20 protein-coding genes are annotated in these 21,749 nt (G+C 70.3%); 4 read left to right on the forward strand and 16 right to left on the reverse strand.

Annotation, left to right across the window (positions count from 1 at the left end; all coding sequences use genetic code 11):
* Nucleotides 1-403: 403 nt before the first annotated feature.
* The 10 genes from HDA40_RS17185 to ftsY form a co-directional block, all read right to left on the reverse strand.
* Entirely contained in the window at nt 404-1,486 is a 1,083-nt protein-coding gene (locus tag HDA40_RS17185) for an amidohydrolase family protein (protein WP_253757035.1), read from the reverse strand.
* Nucleotides 1,487-1,494: 8 nt separating this feature from the next.
* On the reverse strand, nt 1,495-1,878 hold the full coding sequence (locus HDA40_RS17190; protein ID WP_253757037.1) for a PIN domain-containing protein: 384 nt from the start codon (nt 1,876-1,878) through the stop codon (nt 1,495-1,497).
* Complete coding sequence (locus tag HDA40_RS17195) at nt 1,875-2,225, reverse strand: hypothetical protein (RefSeq protein ID WP_253757040.1); 351 nt, start codon at nt 2,223-2,225, stop codon at nt 1,875-1,877. Before HDA40_RS17195 ends, HDA40_RS17190 begins: the two co-directional genes overlap by 4 nt.
* A gap of 81 nt (nt 2,226-2,306) precedes the next feature.
* Entirely contained in the window at nt 2,307-3,143 is an 837-nt protein-coding gene (locus tag HDA40_RS17200) for an SGNH/GDSL hydrolase family protein (RefSeq protein ID WP_253757043.1), read from the reverse strand.
* Between the two features lie 70 nt (nt 3,144-3,213).
* Nucleotides 3,214-4,737, reverse strand: coding sequence for a signal recognition particle protein (ffh, locus tag HDA40_RS17205; protein WP_253757046.1), 1,524 nt, complete (start codon nt 4,735-4,737; stop codon nt 3,214-3,216).
* A 194-nt stretch (nt 4,738-4,931) separates the two neighbouring features.
* Nucleotides 4,932-7,121: a [protein-PII] uridylyltransferase gene (locus tag HDA40_RS17210; RefSeq protein ID WP_253757048.1), complete on the reverse strand. Its 2,190-nt coding sequence runs from the start codon at nt 7,119-7,121 to the stop codon at nt 4,932-4,934.
* Between the two features lie 7 nt (nt 7,122-7,128).
* Nucleotides 7,129-7,467 (reverse strand): P-II family nitrogen regulator, encoded by a 339-nt coding sequence (locus tag HDA40_RS17215; protein WP_253757051.1) that lies wholly within the window; start codon nt 7,465-7,467, stop codon nt 7,129-7,131.
* Between the two features lie 24 nt (nt 7,468-7,491).
* Nucleotides 7,492-8,877 carry an ammonium transporter gene (locus HDA40_RS17220; protein ID WP_253763664.1) on the reverse strand — a complete coding sequence of 462 codons (1,386 nt, stop codon included), beginning with the start codon at nt 8,875-8,877 and terminating at the stop codon, nt 7,492-7,494.
* A gap of 272 nt (nt 8,878-9,149) precedes the next feature.
* Complete coding sequence (locus tag HDA40_RS17225; RefSeq protein ID WP_253757053.1) at nt 9,150-9,941, reverse strand: phosphotransferase; 792 nt, start codon at nt 9,939-9,941, stop codon at nt 9,150-9,152.
* The gene (gene ftsY / locus HDA40_RS17230) at nt 9,938-11,158 is read right to left on the reverse strand and encodes a signal recognition particle-docking protein FtsY (RefSeq protein ID WP_253757057.1); all 1,221 of its coding nucleotides are present in this window, start codon (nt 11,156-11,158) and stop codon (nt 9,938-9,940) included. The genes HDA40_RS17225 and ftsY overlap by 4 nt, the downstream gene beginning before the upstream one ends.
* Nucleotides 11,159-11,262: 104 nt before the next feature.
* Between ftsY and HDA40_RS17235 the strand changes: the two genes are divergently transcribed.
* Nucleotides 11,263-12,327, forward strand: coding sequence for a DUF5925 domain-containing protein (locus HDA40_RS17235; RefSeq protein ID WP_253757060.1), 1,065 nt, complete (start codon nt 11,263-11,265; stop codon nt 12,325-12,327).
* A 212-nt stretch (nt 12,328-12,539) separates the two neighbouring features.
* Here HDA40_RS17235 and HDA40_RS17240 read toward each other — a convergent pair whose 3' ends face one another.
* The 3 genes from HDA40_RS17240 to HDA40_RS17250 form a co-directional block, all read right to left on the reverse strand.
* The gene (locus HDA40_RS17240) at nt 12,540-13,145 is read right to left on the reverse strand and encodes an HAD family hydrolase (RefSeq protein ID WP_253757062.1); all 606 of its coding nucleotides are present in this window, start codon (nt 13,143-13,145) and stop codon (nt 12,540-12,542) included.
* Nucleotides 13,145-16,723 (reverse strand): chromosome segregation protein SMC, encoded by a 3,579-nt coding sequence (gene smc, locus HDA40_RS17245; protein WP_253757064.1) that lies wholly within the window; start codon nt 16,721-16,723, stop codon nt 13,145-13,147. The genes HDA40_RS17240 and smc overlap by 1 nt, the downstream gene beginning before the upstream one ends.
* A gap of 370 nt (nt 16,724-17,093) precedes the next feature.
* Complete coding sequence (locus tag HDA40_RS17250; RefSeq protein ID WP_253757066.1) at nt 17,094-17,294, reverse strand: hypothetical protein; 201 nt, start codon at nt 17,292-17,294, stop codon at nt 17,094-17,096.
* Between the two features lie 250 nt (nt 17,295-17,544).
* On the opposite strand from HDA40_RS17250, the gene HDA40_RS17255 reads away from it, so the two are divergent.
* From HDA40_RS17255 to HDA40_RS17265, 3 genes are all read left to right on the forward strand, one after another.
* Nucleotides 17,545-18,249 carry a CAP domain-containing protein gene (locus tag HDA40_RS17255; protein ID WP_253757068.1) on the forward strand — a complete coding sequence of 235 codons (705 nt, stop codon included), beginning with the start codon at nt 17,545-17,547 and terminating at the stop codon, nt 18,247-18,249.
* Nucleotides 18,250-18,327: 78 nt separating this feature from the next.
* The gene (locus HDA40_RS17260; protein ID WP_253757070.1) at nt 18,328-18,825 is read left to right on the forward strand and encodes a spherulation-specific family 4 protein; all 498 of its coding nucleotides are present in this window, start codon (nt 18,328-18,330) and stop codon (nt 18,823-18,825) included.
* 12 nt (nt 18,826-18,837) lie between these two features.
* A complete protein-coding gene (locus tag HDA40_RS17265) occupies nt 18,838-19,116 on the forward strand; it encodes a hypothetical protein (protein WP_253757073.1) in 279 nt (92 codons plus the stop codon).
* On the opposite strand, the gene mutM is transcribed toward HDA40_RS17265, so the two are convergent.
* From mutM to HDA40_RS17280, 3 genes are read right to left on the reverse strand one after another with little or no spacing between them, the layout of a single operon-like run.
* Nucleotides 19,103-19,957 carry a bifunctional DNA-formamidopyrimidine glycosylase/DNA-(apurinic or apyrimidinic site) lyase gene (gene mutM, locus HDA40_RS17270; RefSeq protein ID WP_253757075.1) on the reverse strand — a complete coding sequence of 285 codons (855 nt, stop codon included), beginning with the start codon at nt 19,955-19,957 and terminating at the stop codon, nt 19,103-19,105. The two genes, HDA40_RS17265 and mutM, sit on opposite strands and share 14 nt — an antisense overlap.
* Nucleotides 19,941-20,690, reverse strand: a complete 750-nt coding sequence (gene rnc / locus HDA40_RS17275) for a ribonuclease III (RefSeq protein WP_253757078.1) — start codon at nt 20,688-20,690, stop codon at nt 19,941-19,943. Before rnc ends, mutM begins: the two co-directional genes overlap by 17 nt.
* A complete protein-coding gene (locus tag HDA40_RS17280) occupies nt 20,687-21,748 on the reverse strand; it encodes a phosphate acyltransferase PlsX (RefSeq protein WP_253757080.1) in 1,062 nt (353 codons plus the stop codon). The genes rnc and HDA40_RS17280 overlap by 4 nt, the downstream gene beginning before the upstream one ends.
* Nucleotide 21,749 lies beyond the last annotated feature (1 nt).

The following is a 21,749-nucleotide window of genomic DNA, read 5'->3' on the forward strand; positions in this document are numbered from 1 at the left end:
TCCGCTGGCACCCATCGGCGCATCCCCGCCCTCCATCGCCTTCGCTCGCCGCTCGTCGCTCGCCGCTCGTCGCACGGCGCTCGCCGCTCGTCGCACGGCGCACGGCGCTTGTTAGCACCAGATCAGGGATATGCATGCGATCTTGGGCACGGGAAGCATGCGTATCCGTGATCTTCTTGCTTCCCGTGCGGGAGCGCGAGCCAGCGAGCGAGCGGGCGCGTCGCGGCCGGCGCGGGAGCGCGAGCAGGCGCGTCGCGGCCCGGCGTGGGGGCGCGAGCGGGCGCGTCGCGGCCGGCGTGGGCGCGAGCGGGCGCGTCGCGGCCGGTGGGGGCGCGAGCGGGCGCGCGACGCGGCCACCGCAGGCGTGCAGCGTGCGTCGGGCGCGGCGTGGCGAGAGCCGCGGTCAGTGGGGCGAGACGATCCGGCCGCGCAGCACGATCAGGCTCGGCTCACGCAGCACGGTCAGGTCGTGTCGCGGATCACGCGGATAGACCACGAGGTCGGCCCAGCCGCCGTCGTCCAGCCCCCGGAAGCCGAGCCATTCGCGGGCACGCCACGATCCGGCTGCCAGCACCGCCTCGGCGGACATCCCAGCCGCGTTCAGGAGCAGCATCTCCTCTGCGGCCAGCCCGTGTGCGATCCCACCGCCGGCGTCGGAGCCGACATAGATCGGTACGCCCGCCTCGTGCGCGGCGGCGACGACGGCTGGGAAGCCGTCCCGGAGTGCGAGCATGTGCTTGGCGTACCGGGGGAACTTGGCTTCGGCGCGTTGGGCGATCGTCCCGAACGTCTCGATGTTGATCATCGTGGGCACCAGGGCGGTCCCTCGTCGGCCCATCTCGGCGACGATCTCCGTCGACAGCCCTGTGCCGTGCTCGATGCAGTCGATCCCGGCCGTGACCAGGGTCGCGACGCTCTGCTCCTCGAAGCAGTGCGCGGTGATGCGCGCGCCGGCCGCGTGGGCTGCCTCGACTGCGGCGACCAGCGTCGCATCGTCCCAGGCCGGGGCGAGGTCGCCGCGATCCCGGTCGATCCAGTCGCCGACCAGCTTCACCCAGCCTGTCCCCGCAGCGGCCTGCCGGGTGACCTCCGCGGCCACCAGCTCCGCCGGAACCTCGACCCCGATCTCGGGCAGATACCGGCGTGGGGGTGCGACATGTCGTCCCGCGCGGGCGAGCCGAGGGATGTCCGGGTCCTCGTCCAACTCGGGATACGGATAAGGCGAACCCGCGTCACGAATGGCCAGTACGCCCGCACCACGGTCGACGAGGGCGAGCTGCTTGGCCTGATCGAGGCTTCCGATCGGACGGCCACCGGGGGCGATCCCGAGGTGGCAGTGGGCGTCTACCAGTCCCGGCAGGACGAACCCACCGTCGCAGATGGTAGTGGCGCCGGGTATCGGCTCTCGCGACACCCGGTCGCCGTCAAGCCACAGATCGCCGGTCTCTTCGTCGGGAAGGAGCACACCGCGTACGTGCAACGCCATGCGCTCCACTAGACCACAAGGATGTCGAGCTTCTTCCCGAGGGCGGCGGCGATCTTTCGGAGGTCGTCCGGATCGCTGGAGACCACGGCGGCTCCCTTGGCGAGCGCGGTGACGACCACGATCGCGTCCACTACGTCGGATGTAGCCGCTCTAGCGCAGGCGACGCCGGCCTCACGGCCGATGAGTTCGTCGTCCGGAACGATCTCGCAGTCCTTGAGCACTTCGGCGATTCCGTGCTGCCCGCGACCGCGCCAGGCCTGCGCGAGGACGACCACCGGCACGGTCGGCGTCCCCCTGCGACCAGTGATGATCCCGTTGTGCAGAGTCTTGAAACGACGGTCCCGCCGCTCGGCCGCGAGAAGTGCTCCGGTGTCGTAGACGATCGGCATCATCGGCGACGGTCCTTCGGATCCATCAGACCCAAGCGGATCAGCTCGTCGTCGACCTCGCGGACGATGTCCGGGTCGTCCGGGCCGAAGAACTCGTCCAGCTCGCGCAAGCGCTGCTGGATCTTGAGGTCCGCTTCCAGGTCGGCCTGGAGCCGCTCCAGCCGCTCCTCGATGGCCTGGGAGACCCAGGCCGACATGGTGACACCCGATTCGGCTACGGCATCGCGTAGGCGTGTGTCCAACTGACTGTCCAGGGATAGCGACAACCTGACCACCTTTCCGCTGCCGGGCTTGGCGCCTGGCTCGTTCGGCTTCGTGTTGCGCGACTTCTCGCTCCCCGGCTCAGTCACAAGCCAATGTTATTACGCAGTAATACGAAGGGGCAAGGACGATTCACGATCGCCCTTGCCCCTTCGTACGGGCCCAGCGGATCAGACCTCGGCCAGGTACGCGTTCGCGAGGACGGCGTACCCGGTGACGTTGGCGTGGATGTCGGACTTCGTGCACATCCACGTCCACGCGCAGATCCGGGCGACGGCGAGCGGCACCGTGCCGACGCCGGGCAGCGGAACCTGCGTGGTCAGGTCGGTCGAGGCGAACGCGCCCGCGACGTCGGCGACGCGTACGCCGGCCGCCCGGTACAGCGTCGTGAGCAGCCCGTTGAAGGCCCCGCTGACCTGAATGGACTGCTGCGCCAGCGCCCGCCCGGCCGGGCCGGCCAGCCAGGCCGCCAGGTACGGGTTGTAGTAGGTCATCCCGACCATCGGCGTACGCGGAGCGATCGCCCGCAGCCGCGCCAGGATCTGACCGAGGTTGACGGCCAACGCGGCCAACGCGTTCTGTACGCACGCCGGGTCGATGGTGCCGCCCCGGGCACACCGGTTGAGGTCGTTGCCGCCGATGTCGATCGTGACGAGCGAGACCTTGTCCTTGTGCGCGTGCAGGAAGCGTTCGGCCGCTTCGAGCTGGGAATCGCGACCGGGGTACTCGCAGGTCCCGCCGGCCAGCAGCGAACCAGAGGTCTCGCCGTCGCAGCCCAGGTTCTCCAGGCGCAGCTTCGGCTCGGTGGCCTGCAGCTCACGGTGCAGCTGCCCGACGTAGCCCTCGGCGCGGTCCAGCGGCGTCGCCGGCTGATAGCCGGCTGCCAGCGAATCGCCAAGCGCCAGATAGTACGTGGTTGATCTGTCCGGCGAGGCCGACGCGGGGGTGCCCACGAATCCGAGGGCGAGCGCGGCCACGGCGGCGACGGAGGTGATGCGTCGCAACATGCCCGCAACGTACTCGCGAGTAGCGTCGCGCGCAGCCCCGCCGACGGCAGCGGTTGAACAGACGTGCCGGTTAGTTGTCGCGCTTGAAAAGCTTGTTGAAGTCGAGCTTCGGCGCCTTGAAGTCGTCTCCGCCGAGCTGCGACGGGTCGAGACCGGGCGGCAACTGCGGCATGCCGCCGCCGGGCAGACCGGCCGGGAAGCCGCCGCCGGACCGGCCGCCGCCCTTGGTGCCCTTGCGCTTGTTCTTCGGGCTCTTGGTCGCCTTGCGCCGGCCGCCGCCGGGCAGGCCCATCATGCCGCCCATCTGCTTCATCATCTTCTGCGCGTCGGTGAAGCGGTTGAGCAGCTGGTTCACGTCCATGACGGTGACGCCGGAGCCGGTGGCGATGCGCGCGCGGCGCGAACCGTTGATGATCTTCGGGTTGGCCCGCTCGGCCGGGGTCATCGAGCGGATGATCGCCGTCACCCGGTCGAAGTGCTTGTCGTCCAGGTCGTCGAGCTGACCCTTCATCTGGTTCATGCCCGGCATCATCTTGAGCATGTTCGCGATCGGGCCCATCCGGCGGATCGCGATCAGCTGATCGAGGAAGTCTTCGAGGGTGAACTGCTCGCCACCGAGCAGCTTCGACGTCATCTTCTCCTTCTGATCGGCGTCGAAGGCCGCCTCGGCCTGCTCGATCAGCGTGAGGACGTCGCCCATGCCGAGGATGCGGCTTGCCATCCGGTCGGGGTGGAAGACGTCGAAGTCCTCCAGCTTCTCGCCGGTGGACGCGAAGAGGATGGGCTGGCCCGTCACGTGGCGTACGCTCAGCGCCGCACCACCCCGGGCGTCACCGTCCAGCTTGGACAGCACGACGCCGGTGATGCCGACGCCGTCACGGAACGCCTCAGCGGTGGCGACCGCGTCCTGACCGACCATCGCGTCGATGACGAAGATGACCTCGTCGGGGGTGACCGCGTCGCGGATCGACGCCGCCTGCGCCATCATCTCCTGGTCGATGCCCAGCCGGCCGGCGGTGTCGACGATGACGATGTCGCGCATGTGGCGGCGGGCGTACTCGATCGACTCCTTGGCGACCGCGACCGGGTCGCCGACGCCGTTGCCGGGCTCGGGCGCGAAGACCTCGACGCCGGCCCGCCCACCGAGCACCTGGAGCTGGTTGACCGCGTTCGGGCGCTGGAGGTCGGCCGCGACCAGCATCGGCTGGTGACCCTGGCCCTTGAGCCACTTGGCCAGCTTCCCGGCCAGCGTGGTCTTACCGGAACCCTGGAGACCGGCGAGCATGATCACGGTCGGCGGCTGCTTGGCGAACTGGAGCCGCCGCGCCTCGCCGCCGAGGACGTTGATCAGCTCCTCGTGGACGATCTTGATGATCTGCTGCGCGGGGTTGAGCGCCTGGGACACCTCGGCGCCGCGCGCCCGCTCCTTGAGCGCCGCGACGAACGAGCGCACGACAGGCAGCGCGACGTCCGCCTCGAGCAGGGCGAGCCGGATCTCGCGCGCGGTGGCGTCGATGTCGGCCTCGGTGAGCCGCCCCTTGCCGCGCAGCTTCGTGAAGATCCCCGAAAGCCGGTCGCTCAGTGTGTCAAACACAGCGCAATCATCCTGTTGGTGAGGTTTGTCCGATCAAGGGCGGCTCGTCGCCGCCCCCGAAAGACTACCCGCCTCGCAAATCGAGTGCGGATCACGGATCTGCATGCCATCTCAACCCAAGATCGCATGCATATCCATGATCTGCCGCAAACAAGCGAGCCGCAAACAAGCGGGCCGCGAGCGGGGGAAGCGGGTCAGTGCAGGAGGGCGAGCAGGGCGGCCTCGATGGCGGCCCGGTCGACCGGGCCGATCAGGTAGAACGTGTCCACCACGTCCGCGCCCAGCGTCGAGACCCGGGCGGCCCGGAGGTTCACGCCCAGCTCGGCGAGCGTCGAGGCGATCCGGTACAGCAGGGCCGGCTCGTCGGTCGCGCGTACTTCGAGCAGGTCGTCGCCGGGCCAGAGCAGGCGCGGGCGCGGGCGGGCGCCGTTGGGCGTACGCGATCGGCGAGCCAGCCGAGCGGGGAGGACGAGCTGATCGAGGGCGGCTCGCCGGAGATCCGCGGCCAGCAGGTCCCGGTCCGGGGAAGCGCCGTACCGGGGTTGCACGGCGCACTGCAGGACGGCCCGGTCCTCCACCGTGATCGAGTTGACCGCCACCACTTCGAGCTGATGCATGGCCAGACATCCCGCGACCGTGGCCAGCAGGCCCCGGCGGTCCTTGGCGGCCAGCGCGACCCAGTCCGGCGCCACCTGAACGACCGGGAGATCCGCCCCGAGCAGGGTCGGGTCGGGCGCCATCGGCGCGGGCAGCGGCGCTCCGGCCAGGCTCGCCCGGACCGCCGCGACGAGCTGGTCGATCAGCCGCGACTTCCAGGTGGTCCAGGCCGCGGGCCCGGTCGCGACCGCGTCCGACCGCGCCAGCATGTGCAGCAGCTCCAGCGTCTCGGTGTCGCCCACGATCTCGGCCACCGCGGTCACCGTCACGGGGTCGCCGATGTCCCGCCGGGTGGCGATCTCCGGCAGCACCAGGTGATGCCGCACCAGACGCTCGATCATCACGACGTCCGCGTCCGCCAGCCCGATGCGACGCGCGATGTCGGCCGCGAGGGGCGCGCCGACCACGCTGTGGTCGCCGGGCAGCCCCTTGCCCACGTCGTGCACGAGCGCGCCGACCAGCAACAGGTCCGGCCGCGCGACCTCGCGTGCGTACCCGGCCGCCTCGGCCGCCGCCGACACCAGGTGACGGTCCAAAGTAAACAGATGCACCGGGTTGTGCTGCGGCGCGCCGCGCAACCTGGCCCACTCCGGCAGCCAGGCCGCGATCAGCCCGAACCGGTCGCACGCGGTCCAGGTCGGGATCAACGCCTGCCCGGACCCCAACAGACTCATCAGGGCGGTACGCGCAGCGGCGGGCCACGGATTGGGCAACGGCGGCACGTAGCGGCTCAACCACTCCAGCGTCGACCGGGCGATGGGGAGCTTCGCCGTCGCGGCCGCCGCGGCGACGCGGAGCGACAGGCTCGGGTCGGGATGCGGGGTGACCGCCGACCGGGCGAGCACCACCTCGCCGTCGCTCTCGACGACGTCGGTCGCCAACGGCAGGCGTCGCGGCCGATGCGGTACGCCGCCCCGTCGCAACGAGGCCCGCCATCGGTGGACGGAGCGCCAGGCGTCGTCCAGCGCCCATTCGACGGTGGCCGCGTCGTTGGCGACCCGGCGCAGCAGGGCGTCCCCGTCCGGCAGATCCAGTGTCTCGGCGACGGCGGCCCGCTCGTGCGCCACGAGCCGATCCAGGTTGCGTCCCGCCGACCGGTGCAGTGCGTCACGAACGTCCAGAAGGCGGGTCTGCGCTGCGCGTATCGCCGGAGGAGTGGCGTCGGCGATGCCGGCGCGACCGATCCCGCGGAGGATGCCCACGTCGCGCAAGCCGCCCGCGGACTCCTTGAGGTCGCCTTCGAGGAGGTGGGTCAGCGTGCCGTGCGTGGCGTGCCGAGCCTCGGTGAGTTCGCGGAGCCGGCTGAGCTGGCTCGGTGCCGTACGCCGCCAGAGGTCTGCCGCGCTCCGCGCGAGCCGCGCGGTGAGGTCGGGGTCGCCGGTGACGTGGCGTGCGTCGAGCAGGCCGAGGGCGACCTTGGCGTCCGCCTCGGCCGCGGCGAGCGACTCGTCCACGGTCCGGACCGAGTGGTCGAGCCCGACCCGGCTGTCCCAGATCGGATACCAGATGCGCGCCGCGAGTTCCTCGACGCCGCTGACCCCGGTGTGCAGCAGGACCAGGTCGAGGTCGCCGCGAGGGGCGCATTCGCGGCGGCCGAGCCCGCCGACCGCGACGAGGCTGACGCCCGGCGGCATCGCCGAATCGGCGGCGAGCTTCGTCAGCCAGACGTCGAACGCCGCCGCACGCTCGAAGCGTGCGGCGGCGCCGATGTTCGTACTCGGAGTCACAGTGAAATCACAGTGCGTCGAGGCCGCGTTCGCCGGTACGCACCCGGATCACCTCGGAGACCTCCGTGACCCAGACCTTCCCGTCGCCGATCTTCCCGGTCCGTGCGGCGGTGACGATGTTGTCGACCACCTTGTCCACGTCCAGTTCGTCGGTGAGCACCTCGATACGGATCTTCGGCAGGAACTCCACCGTGTACTCGGCTCCCCGGTACACCTCGGTGTGTCCCTTCTGCCGGCCGTACCCCTGGACCTCGCTGACCGTCATCCCCGCCACGCCGAGCGTCTGCAACGCCGCCTTCACGGCGTCCAGCTGGTATGGCTTGATGACCGCGGTGACCAGCTTCATGCTCAATCCCTCCATCGTTGGACCTTAACCGGCCACCTTCTCGGTGGACGGGGCCGACTCTTCGGCCTCCGCGGGCTTGCTCGCCGCCGGCGCGATGCCGGCCAGAGCGAACGCACCGGCAGCACCGCCGGTGGGAGCGAAGTCGTACGCCGACTCGGCGTGCTCAGCGACGTCGATGCCCTCGACCTCGGTCTCCGGCGACGTCCGCAGACCGATCGTCACCTTGATGGCGAGGGCGAGCAAAGCGGCCACGCCGAACGAGTAGATCGAGACGATGCCGCTGGCCAGCGCCTGCCGCCCGAGCTGGGTGACGCCGCCCCCGTAGAAGAGCCCGTTGCTGGCCCCGAGGCCGTCGGTGATCAGCGAGTTCACGTAGTCGTTGGCGAACAGGCCCAGCGACAGCGAGCCGATCCAGCCGCCGACGAAGTGGACGCCGACCACGTCGAGCGAGTCGTCGAAGCCAAGCTTGTACTTCAGGCTGACCGCGAGGGCGCAGACCGCGCCGGCCACGATGCCGAGGACGATCGCCGCCCACGGGGAGACGAAACCACAGGCCGGGGTGATGGCGACCAGACCGGCGACCGCGCCCGAGGACGCCCCGACCAGGGTCGGCTTGCCCGACTTGAGCCACTCGACGGCGATCCAGCCGAGCACCGCAGCCGCCGTGGCGACCTGGGTGTTGAGGAATGCGACCGCGGCGGTGGCGTCAGCCGTCAGCTCGGACCCGGCGTTGAAGCCGAACCAGCCGAACCACAGCAGGCCGGCGCCGAGCGCGACGAACGGGACGTTGTGCGGCTTGAATGCCTCCTTGGGCCAGCCGATCCGCTTGCCGAGCACCAGGACGACGCCCAGGGCGGCCGCACCGGCGTTGATGTGGACCGCGGTACCGCCGGCGAAGTCCAACGCGTGGATCTTCGTGGCGATGAAGCCGCCGCCCCAGATCCAGTGCGCGACCGGCACATAGACCAGGGTCATCCAGCCGAAGGCGAACACCAGCCAGCCCGCGAACTTCGTGCGGTCCGACAGCGAACCGCTGATCAGCGCGACGGTGATGACGGCGAACATCATCTGGAACGCCATGAAGACGAAGACCGGGATCCCGGTGGTGCCCCAGAGCGCGCTGAACGTGTCGCCGGTGTTGCCACCCAGGTACGCCGTGAAGCTACCGAGGTAGTCGTTCACCGTGGTGTTGTCGTTGGCGCCGAAGGCCAACGAGAACCCGTAGACGACCCACAGCACCGAGACGAGCCCGATCGTCACGAAGCTCATCATCATCATGTTCAGTACGCTCTTGGCCCGGTTCAGGCCGCCGTAGAAGAAGGCGAGACCCGGCGTCATGAGCAACACAAGTGCGCTGGAGACGAGCAACCAGGTCGTGTTCCCGGTGTCGATCGTCGGCGCGTCCTCCAGGAGCAGCACGTGCCCTCCTCAGTGAGTGGAATTCTCCCTCCCGGCTGGGGCCGCATCGCCGCTGCGCCGGTTGTTGGGGGAGCTTTCCGGGCGCGTGTTTCACGCATTCACGTTGCGCGGTTTCGTGTGTGTCACGAAGTGTTTCCGGCGTGTGAAGAAATCCTCACCGGCCCTTCGAAGCCGGGCGTTTTGCGCTGGATCAGGGTTCTCTGTCGAATCTTGCCCAAGATTCGACACGAAACCCTGATCCAGCGCAGGGGGCTGTGCTCGATCTAGCGGAGGGCGTGCTCGAGGGTGTAGCGCTCGTAGTCGAGCAGGCGCAGGTCACGCATCGGGCGGCGCAGGTGGCCCTTGTTGACGATCCGGACGAACGCGGGATCGCCCGCGGCCGCCATCCGGCGAATGCCCTCGACATGGTCCACGATGCGCTTGCGGATAGTGCGGACCAGACGGTGGCGGTCGCGTGGGATCAACCCGTAGGCGTCGGCGAACAGCCGCAGCCGGCGGGGCCGGTCGGGCCGGTGCCAGCCGAGCGTCACCGAGTCCCGGTCGCTGAACAGCGGCACCCAGGTCCAGGCCGCGTACGCGACGTCGTAGATGCGCGCGCCCGGCGAGGCCAGGTCGAAGTCGATCATCGCCAGGGTGCCGTCCGGACGCCAGATGACGTTGTGTGGCGCGGCGTCGTGGTGGCAGATCACCTCGGCGTCCGGCGGCGGCGGGCCGAACGAGCGCCACACCGCCCCCGGCGGCGGCCGGAAACCGGCCTGCGCGTCGTGGAACATGCGCAGCATGGTGGCGACCGTGACGAGCGCCTCGTCGGTCACCCAGTACGGCTTGAGCGGGTATTCGCCGCACTCGCCGGTCAGGTAGGAGAGGACCTCGCGGCCCTGCGTGTCCATGCCGAGCGCCCGGGGCGAGCCGGTGAACCCGGCGTGCTCCAGATGGCGCAGCAGAGCATGGACTGACGGGGTCCAGGGCCCGGCGTTCCGGCGTACGGTGTCTCCCACCCGCACCACGGTCGAGACGTTGCCTCCGCGCAGCGGGATCTCATAGTCCACAGTCACACGGCGTCCGGGTGCTCGGTGCCCAGCAGAGCGCTGACGAAGGCGGCGGGCTCGAACGGGGCCAGGTCGTCCGGGCCCTCGCCGAGTCCGACCAGTTTGACCGGGATCCCGAGCTTGCGCTGCACAGCGATGACGATACCGCCCTTGGCGGTTCCGTCCAGCTTCGTGAGCACGACACCCGTGACGTCGCAGACCTCCATGAAGACGCGGGCCTGCTCCAGGCCGTTCTGTCCGGTTGTGGCGTCCAGGATGAGCAGGGTCTCGTCGACCGGTCCGTGCTTCTCCACGACCCGCTTGACCTTGCCCAGCTCGTCCATGAGGCCGATCTTGTTCTGCAGTCGGCCCGCGGTGTCGATCAACACCGTGTCGACGCCCGTGTCGATGCCCTGCTTGACCGCGTCGTACGCCACGGCGGCCGGGTCGCCGCCCTCCGGTCCCCGCACGATGTCGGCGCCCACCCGGCTACCCCAGGTGGCCAGCTGGTCGGCGGCGGCGGCCCGGAACGTGTCGGCCGCGCCGAGGACGACGCTGTGGCCGTCGGCGACCAGCACTCGGGCGATCTTTCCGCAGGTCGTGGTCTTGCCCGCGCCGTTCACGCCGACGACCAGGATCACCGCCGGGCGGCCGTCCTGCGGGCTCGCCCTCAGCGACCGGTCGAGCTGAGGATCGAGCGCCTCGGTCAGCTCCTCGGCGAGCAGCATCTTGACGTCGGCGACCGAACGCGTCCCGAGCACCCGGGTACGCTCGCGCAACTTGGCGACGATCTGGCCGGTGGACTCGACGCCGACGTCCGCCGTGATCAGGCTTTCCTCGATCTCCTCCCAGGCGTCCTCGTCCAGCCGGTCCCGGGACAGCACGGCGAGCAGACCCCGGCCCAGGGCGTTCTGGCTGCGCGCCAGGCGGCTGCGCAGGCGGACGAGCCGGCCTGCGGTGGGCTCGGGAACCTCGACCTGCGGCTTCTCCGCCGGCTTCGGCGCAGGTTTCGCCTCCGGCGCCGCCTCTGGTGCCGCCTCGGGTTCCGCCGTGGGTTTCGGTTCGACGATCACGCCGGTCGGAGCCCCAGCCGGCGGTGTGACCTCGTCAGGAGTCGTGACCTCGGTAGGCGGCGCGGACGGCTGCGGCGGAACGCTGCGGCGGGAACGGCGAACCGCGAAGACGACTAGCGCGGCGCCGATCAGAACGATCAACACCACCAGAGGGATGACGAGGTTTTCCATCCGTTCATCCTCTCAGACTCACGCCGCCCGGCGTCGGCACGGCGGCGCTCGCCGCCACCCGAAATCCGTTGATCGATGCGGGGCCCTGGACCGATCATGGTCAGGTGTCTTTCCCGCACACCTTTTACCTGGATGACGCCGACTCTCCCGTCGACGTGATCGACGCCATGGCGCTCGCCGAGTTCGCGACGGGCGCTCAGCCCTTCGCGCGTACGCAGCGCCTGGAACGGGTGCGGGCGGACGCGTTGCTGCTGCCGGCCGGGGCCGAGATCCGGCGCGCCGCCCGGGACGACGGGACCAGCTCCCACCTCGCCACCGGCGACGGCTGGACACTGCGCGCCGTACGCTGGCGCGGCGGTTCGGCTGTGGTGACCGTCACGGCCGCCTCCGCCGAGCTGGCCCGGACCGTCCTGGAGGAAAGCGTCAAGGACGTCCAAGAGCCGGAGACCGCCGACGTCGAGACGGTCGAGGTCGGCTTCGCCCACTTCACCGGCCACGGCCCCCGGCGCGCCGTACGCAAGATCGCCACGACTCCGTGGACCGAGCTGCGGTCGAACTACGCGACCGCGGTCGCGGCGCAGTTCGACCGGCTGATGACGCTCACGCCGGACACGATCGACGGACGGCTGCTGCTCCTGCACGGTCCGCCCGGCACCGGCAAGACCACCGCTTTGCGTAGCCTCGCCCGCGAATGGCGTTCATGGTGCCGGATCGACGCGGTCATCGACCCCGAGACGCTCTTCGGTACGCCGTCCTACCTGATGAGCATGGCGGTCGGCGTGGACGACGACGAAGAGGGCCCGCGCTGGCGGATGCTGCTGCTGGAGGACTGCGACGAGCTGATCCGGGGCGAGGCCAAGCAGTCGACCGGGCAGGCGCTGTCCCGGCTGCTCAACCTGACCGACGGGCTGCTCGGGCAGGGACGCAACGTGCTGGTCGCGATCACGACGAACGAGGATCTCGCCCGGCTGCACCCGGCGGTCCTGCGCCCGGGACGCTGCCTGGCGCGGATCGAGGTGACCCCGCTCCCCCACGCCGAAGCCACCACCTGGCTGGGGACGCCGACGGGCATCCCGGCGACCGGCGCGACCCTGGCCGAGCTGTACGCCCTCCGCTCCGGCACACTGACCGCCCCGGTCGAAGACGAGCGCGTCGGCCAATACCTCTGACCCTCACTGCCGCCCACTTGGGCACGCCGTCCGTAGGCACACCGGCCCGCTTGGGCACGCCGCCGACGTTGGCACTAGATCATGGATATGCCTGCTAAAAGTGCCCAAGATCGCAGGCATATCCATGATCTGGTGCCAACGTCGGGTCCGAAAGCGGGCCCGAAGGCGAGCCCGGAGCGCGCCAAAAAGCGGGCCGAAGCGGGCCCGAGGGCTCAGAGGCCCAGTGCGGCCTTCAGGTAGGGAAGGTCGGAGTGCCCGCTCCACCGGAAGGCGGCAATCCCGACCCGCCGTGCGCCTTCGACGTTGCGCTGTGAGTCGTCCACGAACAGGCAGTAGCGCTGCACTGTGCGTACGGCGACACAGGCGGCTTGGAAGTATTCGGGCTGGGGTTTGGCGTACCCGAGGTCGGAGGAGTTGACGACGGCGTCGAAGTCTTCCGCGATGCCCAGTTGGACGAGGTCGTCCGCGAGGTCACGGGGTGCGTTGCTGCACAACGCGACGGGTATGCCGGCCGCGCGTACTTCCCGGACGAACTCCAGCACCTCGCGGTCGAGGTAGCCCCGGTATCGGGCCAGTTCGTCCACATCAGACTCCGTCAGGCCGAGCGCGGCGCCGACGTCGGCGAGCCATTCGGCCCGGGTCCACCCGCCGGTGACGAGGGTCCGATACCGGTCCGGCTCCATCGCCGCCTGGAAGATCGCCCCGGGTTCGAGGAAGTGCCGATCCTCGATCGCCGCGTCGATCGCGCCGTCGAAGTGGCGCACCACTCCGTCCAGGTCAATGAGCAGGGCTTTCGCAGGTTCGCGTACGCCGGTCATCAATCGTCCTCACGCGACAGTCGCTGGCTGATCACTTCGGTCACACCAGCGCGCATGGTGACGCCGTACAACGCGTCGGCGACCTCCATCGTGCGCTTCTGGTGGGTGATGATGATCAGCTGGCTCTTCTCGCGAAGCTGCTCGAAGAGGGTGATCAGGCGGCCGAGGTTGACGTCGTCGAGCGCCGCCTCCACCTCGTCCATGATGTAGAACGGACTGGGACGGGCGCGGAAGATCGCGCAGAGCAGTGCGACCGCGGTCAGCGAGCGCTCGCCGCCGGACAGCAGCGACAGCCGCTTGATCTTCTTGCCCGGGGGGCGTGCCTCGACCTCGACGCCCGTGGTCAGCATGTCCTCGGGGTCGGTGAGGATCAGCCGGCCCTCGCCACCGGGGAAGAGCACCTTGAAGACCTGCTCGAACTCCCGCGCGGTGTCGTGGAACGCGTCGGCGAAGACCTGCAGGATGCGGTCGTCGACGTCCTTGACGACGGTCAACAGGTCCTTGCGGGTCGCCTTGAGGTCTTCGAGCTGGTCGGACAGGAACTTGTAGCGCTCCTCCAGCGCTGCGAACTCCTCCAGCGCGAGCGGGTTGACCTTGCCCAGCAAGGCCAGCTCCCGTTCCGCCTTGGCCGCGCGCTTCTCCTGGATCGCCCGGTCGTAGGGAATGGTCGGCGTCTCGGCGGCCGGCTCGCCCTCGGCGGGCTCCGCGGGCGCCGACTTCGCCCCTTCCTCGGTGAGGATCGGCACCGGAACGTGCGGGCCGTACTCGCCGAGCAGGGTGTCGACGTCGATCGAGTACTCCTCGGCGGCCTTCGCCTCCAATTGCTCGATACGCAGTCGCTGCTCGGCCCGGGCCACCTCGTCGCGGTGCACCTCGCTGGTGAGCCGGTCCAGGTCGCCGCCGAGCCGCTTGGCGTCCGCGCGTACCTCGGCCAGCTCAGCCTCTCGCGCGGTCCGCGCCTCAGCCAGCTCGTCGCGGCGGCTCGCGGCCATCGTCAGGGCGCCCGACAGCTGTCCGAGGGCCAGTCGCGCGCCGCTCTCCACGGCTCGCGCGATGCCCGCGCCACGTTCCCGGGCCGCACGCCGCGCGGCGGCCCGTTCTCTCGCGGCCCGTTCGGCCTGCGCCTGGCGCAACAAGGAGTCCGCGCGGCCCGCGATGCTCGAGACGCGTTCCTCACTTGTACGCACAGCGAGGCGGACTTCCATCTCATTCTGCCGAGCCTGTGGCACCGACGCGGCGAGCTGATCACGTTCCGCCGACGAGGGATCCTCCTCGATCGGGCTGTCCTGCGCCAGTTCGAGGCGCTCCTCCAGCTCGGCGAGGCGTTCGAGGTCTTCCTCGCGGCTGGCGACCGCCTTGTCCCGGGCGACGGCGAGCCGATCCGCCTCGGCTCGGGCCGACCGGGCAGCCGCGCCGAGTTCGGCGAGCTGCCGGGCGACGGCGTTGCGCTCGCCTTCGGCCGCGCGCTTGGCCGCTGCCGCCTCGTCGACGGTCTTCTTGCGTACGGCGATGACTTCGCGGGACGCGGCGATCTCGTGGCGCAGCCGGGACAACTCCGCCTCAGCGGCGGCCCGCTTCTGGTCGGCCTCGTCGACTGCGGCCTGGGTCTCGATGTGGCTGGGTTCCTTGGCCGACCCGCCCGCGGCGGCGTACGCCCCGATGACGTCGCCCTCCGGGGTGACCGCGCGGAGCTGCGGGTACGCCGACACCAGCTCGGTCGCCCGGCGCAGATCGGGAACGACCGCGACCTCGGCGAGTGCCTTGTCCACGGCCGGGCGCAGCTCCTCGGAGCACCGCACGAGGTCGCTCGCCCACCGGGCGCCGTCGGGCAGCGCGACCGCTGGCGGCCGGCTGACTCCACGCCCGCCGACCAGCATCGATGCCCGCCCGGCGTCGGAGATCTTGAGCAGGCGCATCGCCTCGGCGGCCTCGTCGACCCCGGCGACCACGACCGCGTCCGCCAATCCACCGAGGGCCGCGGCGATCGCACCCTGATAGCCCGACTCGACGGTGAGCAGGGACGCGACGCTTCCCATCAGACCCGGTACGTCGCCGGACCGGGCGAGCAGCGCGCCCGCGCCGTCCTTGCGACGCAGTCCGAGCGACAGGGCCTCGGCCCGCGCCCGCCAGCTCGCCGCGTCCTTCTCCGTCGTGCGTTCCGCGTCGGAGAGCAGTTTCAGCTGTTCGTTGGCCTCGGTGAGGGCGGCGGTCGCCACGGCGAGCGCTTCGTCGAGGGCGACGTTGTCCCGATCGGCCTCGGTGGACTCCGCGTTGGCGACGTCCACCTCCTCCTGCGCCTGTCCGGCCCGGGCGGCGGCGTCGGCGTGCGCGGCACTGAGCCGGGAGATCTCCTCGGCTGCCGTCGTCGTCCGCGTACGCGCGCTGGCGACCTGCCCGGCGAGCTTGGCCAGCCCTTCGCGGCGGTCGGCGATCGCCTTGACCGCGGCGACGAGCGCCTTCTCGGCGGCGGCCAGTTCGTGCTCCAGCCGCTGCCGGGCGGCGACCGCCTCGCCCAGTCGGTCCTTGTCGATCTCCAGCGCCTCGCGGAGCGCGATCTCCTCGTCGCGGACCGCCTCGGCCTCCTCGACGAGCTGGTCGGGGTCGCGCCCGCGCTGCTCGTCCTCGGTCGGGGCGGACAGGTGCCGCAGACGTTCCGCCGCGAGCTGCGCGGTCGACCGGAAGCGCTCCTGCAGAGTGGACATCTGGTACCAGGTGTCCTGAGCGGCTTGCAAGGCCGGCGCATCAGCGGCGTGCGCCGTCTCCAGCTCGTGCAGCAGCCGCTGAGCCTCGGCGTGATCCGACTCGACCGTACGCCGCCGGTCCCGCAGGGCGGCCTCGTCGGCGATCTCCCGATCCAAGGTGCTGCGCAACGTGTGCAGGTCGTCGGCGAGCAGCCGGAGCCGGGCGTCCCGCAGGTCGGCCTGGATGCCGGCGGCCCGGCGGGCGATCTCTGCCTGCCGGCCGAGCGGCTTGAGCTGGCGGCGGAGTTCTGTCGTCAAGTCGTTGAGCCGGTTGAGGTTGGCCTGCATCGCGTCGAGCTTCCGCAGCGCCTTCTCCTTGCGCTTGCGGTGCTTCAGTACGCCGGCCGCCTCCTCGATGAACGCGCGGCGGTCCTCGGGCTTGGCGTGCAGGACCGCGTCGAGCTGGCCCTGGCCCACGATGACGTGCATCTCCCGGCCGATGCCGGAGTCGGAGAGCAGCTCCTGGATGTCGATCAGCCGGCACCGGTCGCCGTTGATCTCGTACTCGCTCTCGCCGGAGCGGAACATCCGCCGCGTGATCGACACTTCGGAGTAGTCGATCGGCAGCGCGCCGTCACCATTGTCGATGGTCAGCGTGACTTCGGCCCGACCCAGCGGCGGGCGGCCGGCGGTTCCGGCGAAGATGACGTCTTCCATCTTGCCGCCGCGCAGTGCCTTGGCGCCCTGCTCGCCGAGCACCCAGGAGATGGCGTCGACCACGTTCGACTTGCCGGAGCCGTTGGGCCCCACCACGCAGGTGATTCCCGGTTCCAGCTGCAGCTTGGTCGTGGAGGCGAAGGACTTGAACCCCTTCGCCGTCAGGGTCTTGAGGTGCACGGGTCTCCGCTGTCTCGTGAAGGTGCAGAGGTGGAGCCTACCCGCTGGGGGTCCGGCGTCGGCGGCGGCGCGGCGGGACGAGGTGCCGCTGCCATCTACCCACTATCCGACAGCCCCACACAAGCGCAGCTCAGCCCCGAGGTGATCACGGTCCCGCGGACACGACACACCGGTGGATCACGACGATAAGTTCATGATCGCGCAGAAGGGGGGGTTGGGGGGAGCAGCCGGTAGGCGGCGAGGCCGGGGGGTGGGGGAGCAGCCGGTAGGCGGCGAGGCCGGGGGCGGGGGGTGGGGGAGGTACAGAGATACAACAGCGCGCCGCCACGGAGGTGGCAGGCGCGCTATCAGGTTCTTCGGCCCGGGCCGATCAGGCCATAGCCGTCTCGGCGAGACGGAGGAACTCGTCGTTCTCGCTCCCGGCGACCGCAGCGGCCAGCCGATCGTTCTCCGCCCGCAGGCGAGTGTTGTCGAACTCCAGCGAGTTCACCCGGGCACGCAACTTGGTGACCTCGTCCAGAAGGCGCCGGTCTGGTGCCATCGTGACGTGGCCAAAGAGGGCCTTCGCCATTTCATCTCCTTGTTCTGCGCCACCGGTATGCCGGGACACGCGCCCATTTGTCTCGCGGCAGCCGGCCCACGGCGCATGTGGGTGGACACGGTTAGGGCGCGATACGGCGTCGGATTCCATACTCCGCCGATCGGGAGTCGGAGTCAAGCTGCGCCACCCCGTGAGACCCGTTACGCCCTCATCCCGATCTGTCGTGATCTGACACATCGTCTGGGTTGCCCCTGTCCAGCCGTCCGGATAGCTTCGGCGGGTGCACCCCTCCCCCAACAGGCCGATGCACCGGGCTCCGAGCAGGTCACCGCTGCCTTTGGTGCTCGCCTTACTGCTCGCCGCGGCCCTGATCGTCGGGCTTTTCGCCGCCGTCGCGCACTTCGCCCCCAACTTCTCGCCCTCATCGGCATCGGGCGATCCCGGCGTCAATGTCTCATCCTCCGCCTCCGGGTCCCCGGCGGCAGTCGCGACGGCCTCGGGTTCCCCCAGCCCAGTGACCCCCTCGGGGAGTACGCCCCCGGCCTCCCCCTCGCCGAAGCCGTCGCCCACCAAGGCTTCGCCGACCGCGCTGGACAAGATCACGTCGGTCGAGAACAAGGTCTTCGACCTGGTGAACGCCGAACGGGTGAAGGCGGGCTGCGGCAAGCTGCGCAACGACTCCCGCCTGCACAAAGCGGCCCGCTCCTACAGCGCGCTGATGGCGGAGAAGAACTTCTTCAGCCATACCGGCCCGGACGGATCGTCCTTCGTCGACCGGATCGCGGCGACGGGCTACCCGCGCAACGCGGCCGGCGCCGAGAATATCGCGTACGGGTATGCGGACGCGGCGGCCGTGATGAAGGGCTGGATGAACAGCGAGGGGCACCGGGCCAACATCCTCAACTGCGATCTCGAGGCGATCGGCGTCGGATTGGCATACCGGAAGTCGACACCCTACTGGACGCAGGACTTCGGACGGCAGTAGCACCGCCGGGGCCGCCGTCAACCGGCCTGTCAATTCAGCGACAGTCTCGACTCAAACGGGCAAATCGTTGACGACGGTGTGGGCAGACACCTGACGATCTACGCGCATCCGGTCGCCGGACCCGTCAACGCCGGCGTCCCGCTGGGGTACCTCGACCTCGCCTTCGGCGCGCGTCCGGTCGAGTCGGTCAAGGCCGAACTCGACGAGTGGGGCGCGCAGGCCGTCGGCGGCCTCTTCTTCGACCAAGTCCCGACCAGCCCGTTCTCGATCGGCCCGGTCGCGATGGCCGTACGCGCGGCGCGCCGGTTGGGCTTCGACACGATCCTGCTCAATCCGGGCCGCCCGACGGACAACCTCTATCGCGGGCTCGGCGCCATCATCTGCACCTTCGAAGGCGACTGGATCGATTACCAGTTGGGCACCGAGGACGGCGTACGCCCCGGTGACGGGCATGTCGTCCACGGCATCCCGGGCGAGAACATGGAGCAGTGCCTGGAGCTGATGCGGGGGCGGGGCGCGGCCTGGGGCGTCGCGACCTCGGCCGGCTGCCTCGTTCCGGCGCTGGCCACCGCGTGAGGCAGCGCAGCGGTGAAGAAGATCGTCAAGGTCCTGGCGCTGGGCTCGGCCATCGTCGTCATCTTCATGGTGATCGGCCGCGCCCGGCCTGACCTGCGCGAGTTCAACCCCGACGAGTACGCCCCGGACGAGGTCGCCGTCTTCGACGCGTTCGGGGCCAGTCCCGAAGTGGTGAAAGACGTGCTCGCCGCTGGGCGTACCCCTGTCTGTTATGTGCAGGGACCGGACATGGACCGCGCGAAGAAAGCCTGCCGGGACAAGGGTTTCGAGCTGTACGTCACCGCACAGTGACCCGCGGTTTGGGTTGGCAGCGCGGGCAGCTGAACGAGCTCCGGTTCATGAACGACTCCCGCCGGATCGCGGAGCCGCAGCGCGAGCACGGCTCCCCTTCCCGGCCGTACGCGTTGAGCGACCGGTCGAAGTAGCCGCTCTCGCCGTTGACGTTGACATAGAGGGCGTCGAAGCTCGTGCCGCCCGCGATCATGGCCTCGGCCATGACGTCCCGGCAGTGGCCGAGGAGGGTGAGCGCGACGGCCTGGCTGAGCCGGTCGGTGGGCCGCGCGCCGTGGAGCTTGGCCCGCCAGAGCGCCTCGTCGGCGTAGATGTTGCCGACGCCGGAGATCAGTGTCTGGTCGAGCAGCGCGCGCTTGACCTCGGTCTTGCGAGCCCGCAGCGCGGCGGCGACCACCGAGTCGCGGTACGTGGCGTCGAACGGGTCGAGGGCGATGTGCGCGATCTCGTCCGGCAGCTCGGCGCCGCCCCGGGACAGGGCTAGCCCGCCGAACGTCCGCTGGTCGACGAACCGCAGCTCGGACTCGCCGTCCTCGAAGCGGAACCGGATGCGCAGGTGCTTCTCGTCCTCGGCGTCCGGCGGCTGCACGAGGAGCTGGCCGGACATGCCGAGGTGGCCGACGACGGCGTCCCCGCTGTCGAGCGGCAGCCACAGATACTTGCCACGCCGCCGGGCACCGAGGATCTTGACGCCGCGCAGGGCCGCCGTGAAGTCGTCCGCGCCGGCGATGTGCCGCCGGATCGCGCGTGGATGAAGCACCTCGGCCGCGGCGACCGTCCGGCCGGTGACCCAGCGCTCGACGCCCTGGCGGACGGTCTCGACCTCAGGCAGCTCCGGCATCGGACCCCTCCGCCTCGGGATGGCTCTGGTCCACCGCGCGATTGCTCAGCACGAGGAACGCCTCCTCGGCCGAGCGCTGCTCGGCCTCCTTCTTCGTCCGGCCCCGGGAGCCGCCGAACCGCTCGCCGCCGACGACCGCCCAGGCGGTGAACGCCTTCGCGTGGTCCGGGCCCTCCTCGGTGACCTCGTACTCCGGCACGCCCCAGCCGTTCATCGCGGTCAGCTCCTGCAGGCTGGTCTTCCAGTCCAGGCCGACACCCTTGCGGGCGGACTCGCTCATCAGCGGGTCGAAGAGCTTGAGGATGACCGAGGTGGCGGTCTCGATGCCGTGCTCGATATAGATCGCGCCCAGCACTGCCTCCAGCGCGTCGGCGAGGATCGAGTCCTTGTCCCGGCCGCCGGTGCCCTCTTCGCCCTTGCCCAGCAACAGGTACGCGCCCAGGCCGTACGGGCTGAGCGTCCGGGAGACGCTGGCCAGCGCCCGCGAGTTCACGACACTGGCCCGCAGTTTGGCCAGTCGCCCTTCGGCCAGCTCCGGATGGTCGCGGAAGAGGGCGTCGGTGACGACCACGCCCAGGACGGCGTCGCCGAGGAACTCCAGCCGCTCGTTGGTGGGAATGCCGCCGTTCTCGTACGCGTACGACCGGTGGGTGAGCGCTAGCTCCAGAAGCTGTTCCTCGAGCGTGATGCCGAGGGCTTCCTCCAGATGCGACAGTGCTGGACGCTTCTTCACCGGTTGCCCTCCTGCTCCTGCTCGGCCCGGACGTCTCGCTCGGCCCGGATGCGCTGCCCCGCGCGGGTGTGCTCGGCCCGACCGGTCCGCCGGCTCCGCGCCAGACGAGCCGCCTCGGCGAGCCCGGAAGCCAGATCGCCTTCGTCCGCCGCGCCGTGGCAGACCACGACCACGCCGGGCACCCCCAGCATCACCGCCGCGCGGGCCATCCCGTGCGACGCTCCGTCCACTCCCACTGTCGCCAGACGGTACGCGCCTTCGATCCCTTTGAGCAGCACATTACCGGTGAAGCCATCGGTGACCACGACATCGGCCCGGTCGCCGAGGAGAACGTCGTCGCCTTCGACCAGGCCGACGAAGCCGTCCGTCGCCGCGAACGCCTTCTCGGCGGCGCGGCGTACGCGGTCGCCCTTGCCCGGCTCACGGCCGACGGAGAGCAGCCCGATCCGGGGATGGGCCTGTCCAGTGTGCTGCGACCAGTACGCCGTCCCGAGGCCCGCATGGGACTGGAGCACCGCGACGGTGCAGTCCATCGAGCCGCCGACGTCGAGGAGCAGTGTCTCCTGACCTGGCCGGACGGTCGGCAACCACGCCGCCAGCGGCGGTTTGCGTACGCCGGAGGACCGGCCCAGGGCCAGCACGGCGGCGGTGACCGTGGCGCCGGAGGAGCCCGCGGAGACCATGGCGTCGGCGGCTCCGACGGCCACGGCGTGCGCGGCGGCACGGATGCTCGTCTCGCGGGAAGCCGCGCGTACCGGGGGATCGGCCATGGTGACGGCACCCGAGACGGCGTGAAGTTCGACCCGCTCGCGATCGGCGGGAGACAGGGCGCGGATCACCGCGTCGGCCGCATCGGGCGGGCCGACCAGGATCAGGCGCAGACCCGGATCGACGGCCAGTGCCTGAAGAGCGCCGCCCACCACGACGGCGGGAGCATCGTCCCCGCCGAGGAGGTCGACGGCGATCTTGACAGGCCCTGACGACGCGTCACCGGCCGGCCCGTTGTCCACGGACCGACCGGCGCGAAGATCGTCTTTCCGGGTGACCTTGAGCGTCACC

The sequence above is a fragment of the Hamadaea flava genome (genome assembly GCF_024172085.1).
GTDB lineage: Bacteria > Actinomycetota > Actinomycetes > Mycobacteriales > Micromonosporaceae > Hamadaea > Hamadaea flava.

Bases quoted from the DNA above. Each gene is read 5' to 3' on its own strand.
- HDA40_RS17250 (WP_253757066.1), bottom strand. From the start codon at position 17,294: ATGGCGAAGGCCCTCTTTGGCCACGTCACGATGGCACCAGACCGGCGC.
- mutM (WP_253757075.1), bottom strand. From the start codon at position 19,957: ATGCCGGAGCTGCCTGAGGTCGAGACCGTCCGCCAGGGCGTCGAGCGC.
- HDA40_RS17215 (WP_253757051.1), bottom strand. From the start codon at position 7,467: ATGAAGCTGGTCACCGCGGTCATCAAGCCATACCAGCTGGACGCCGTG.
- HDA40_RS17200 (WP_253757043.1), bottom strand. From the start codon at position 3,143: ATGTTGCGACGCATCACCTCCGTCGCCGCCGTGGCCGCGCTCGCCCTC.
- ftsY (WP_253757057.1), bottom strand. From the start codon at position 11,158: ATGGAAAACCTCGTCATCCCTCTGGTGGTGTTGATCGTTCTGATCGGC.
- HDA40_RS17185 (WP_253757035.1), bottom strand. From the start codon at position 1,486: ATGGCGTTGCACGTACGCGGTGTGCTCCTTCCCGACGAAGAGACCGGC.
- HDA40_RS17240 (WP_253757062.1), bottom strand. From the start codon at position 13,145: ATGACCGGCGTACGCGAACCTGCGAAAGCCCTGCTCATTGACCTGGAC.
- HDA40_RS17190 (WP_253757037.1), bottom strand. From the start codon at position 1,878: ATGATGCCGATCGTCTACGACACCGGAGCACTTCTCGCGGCCGAGCGG.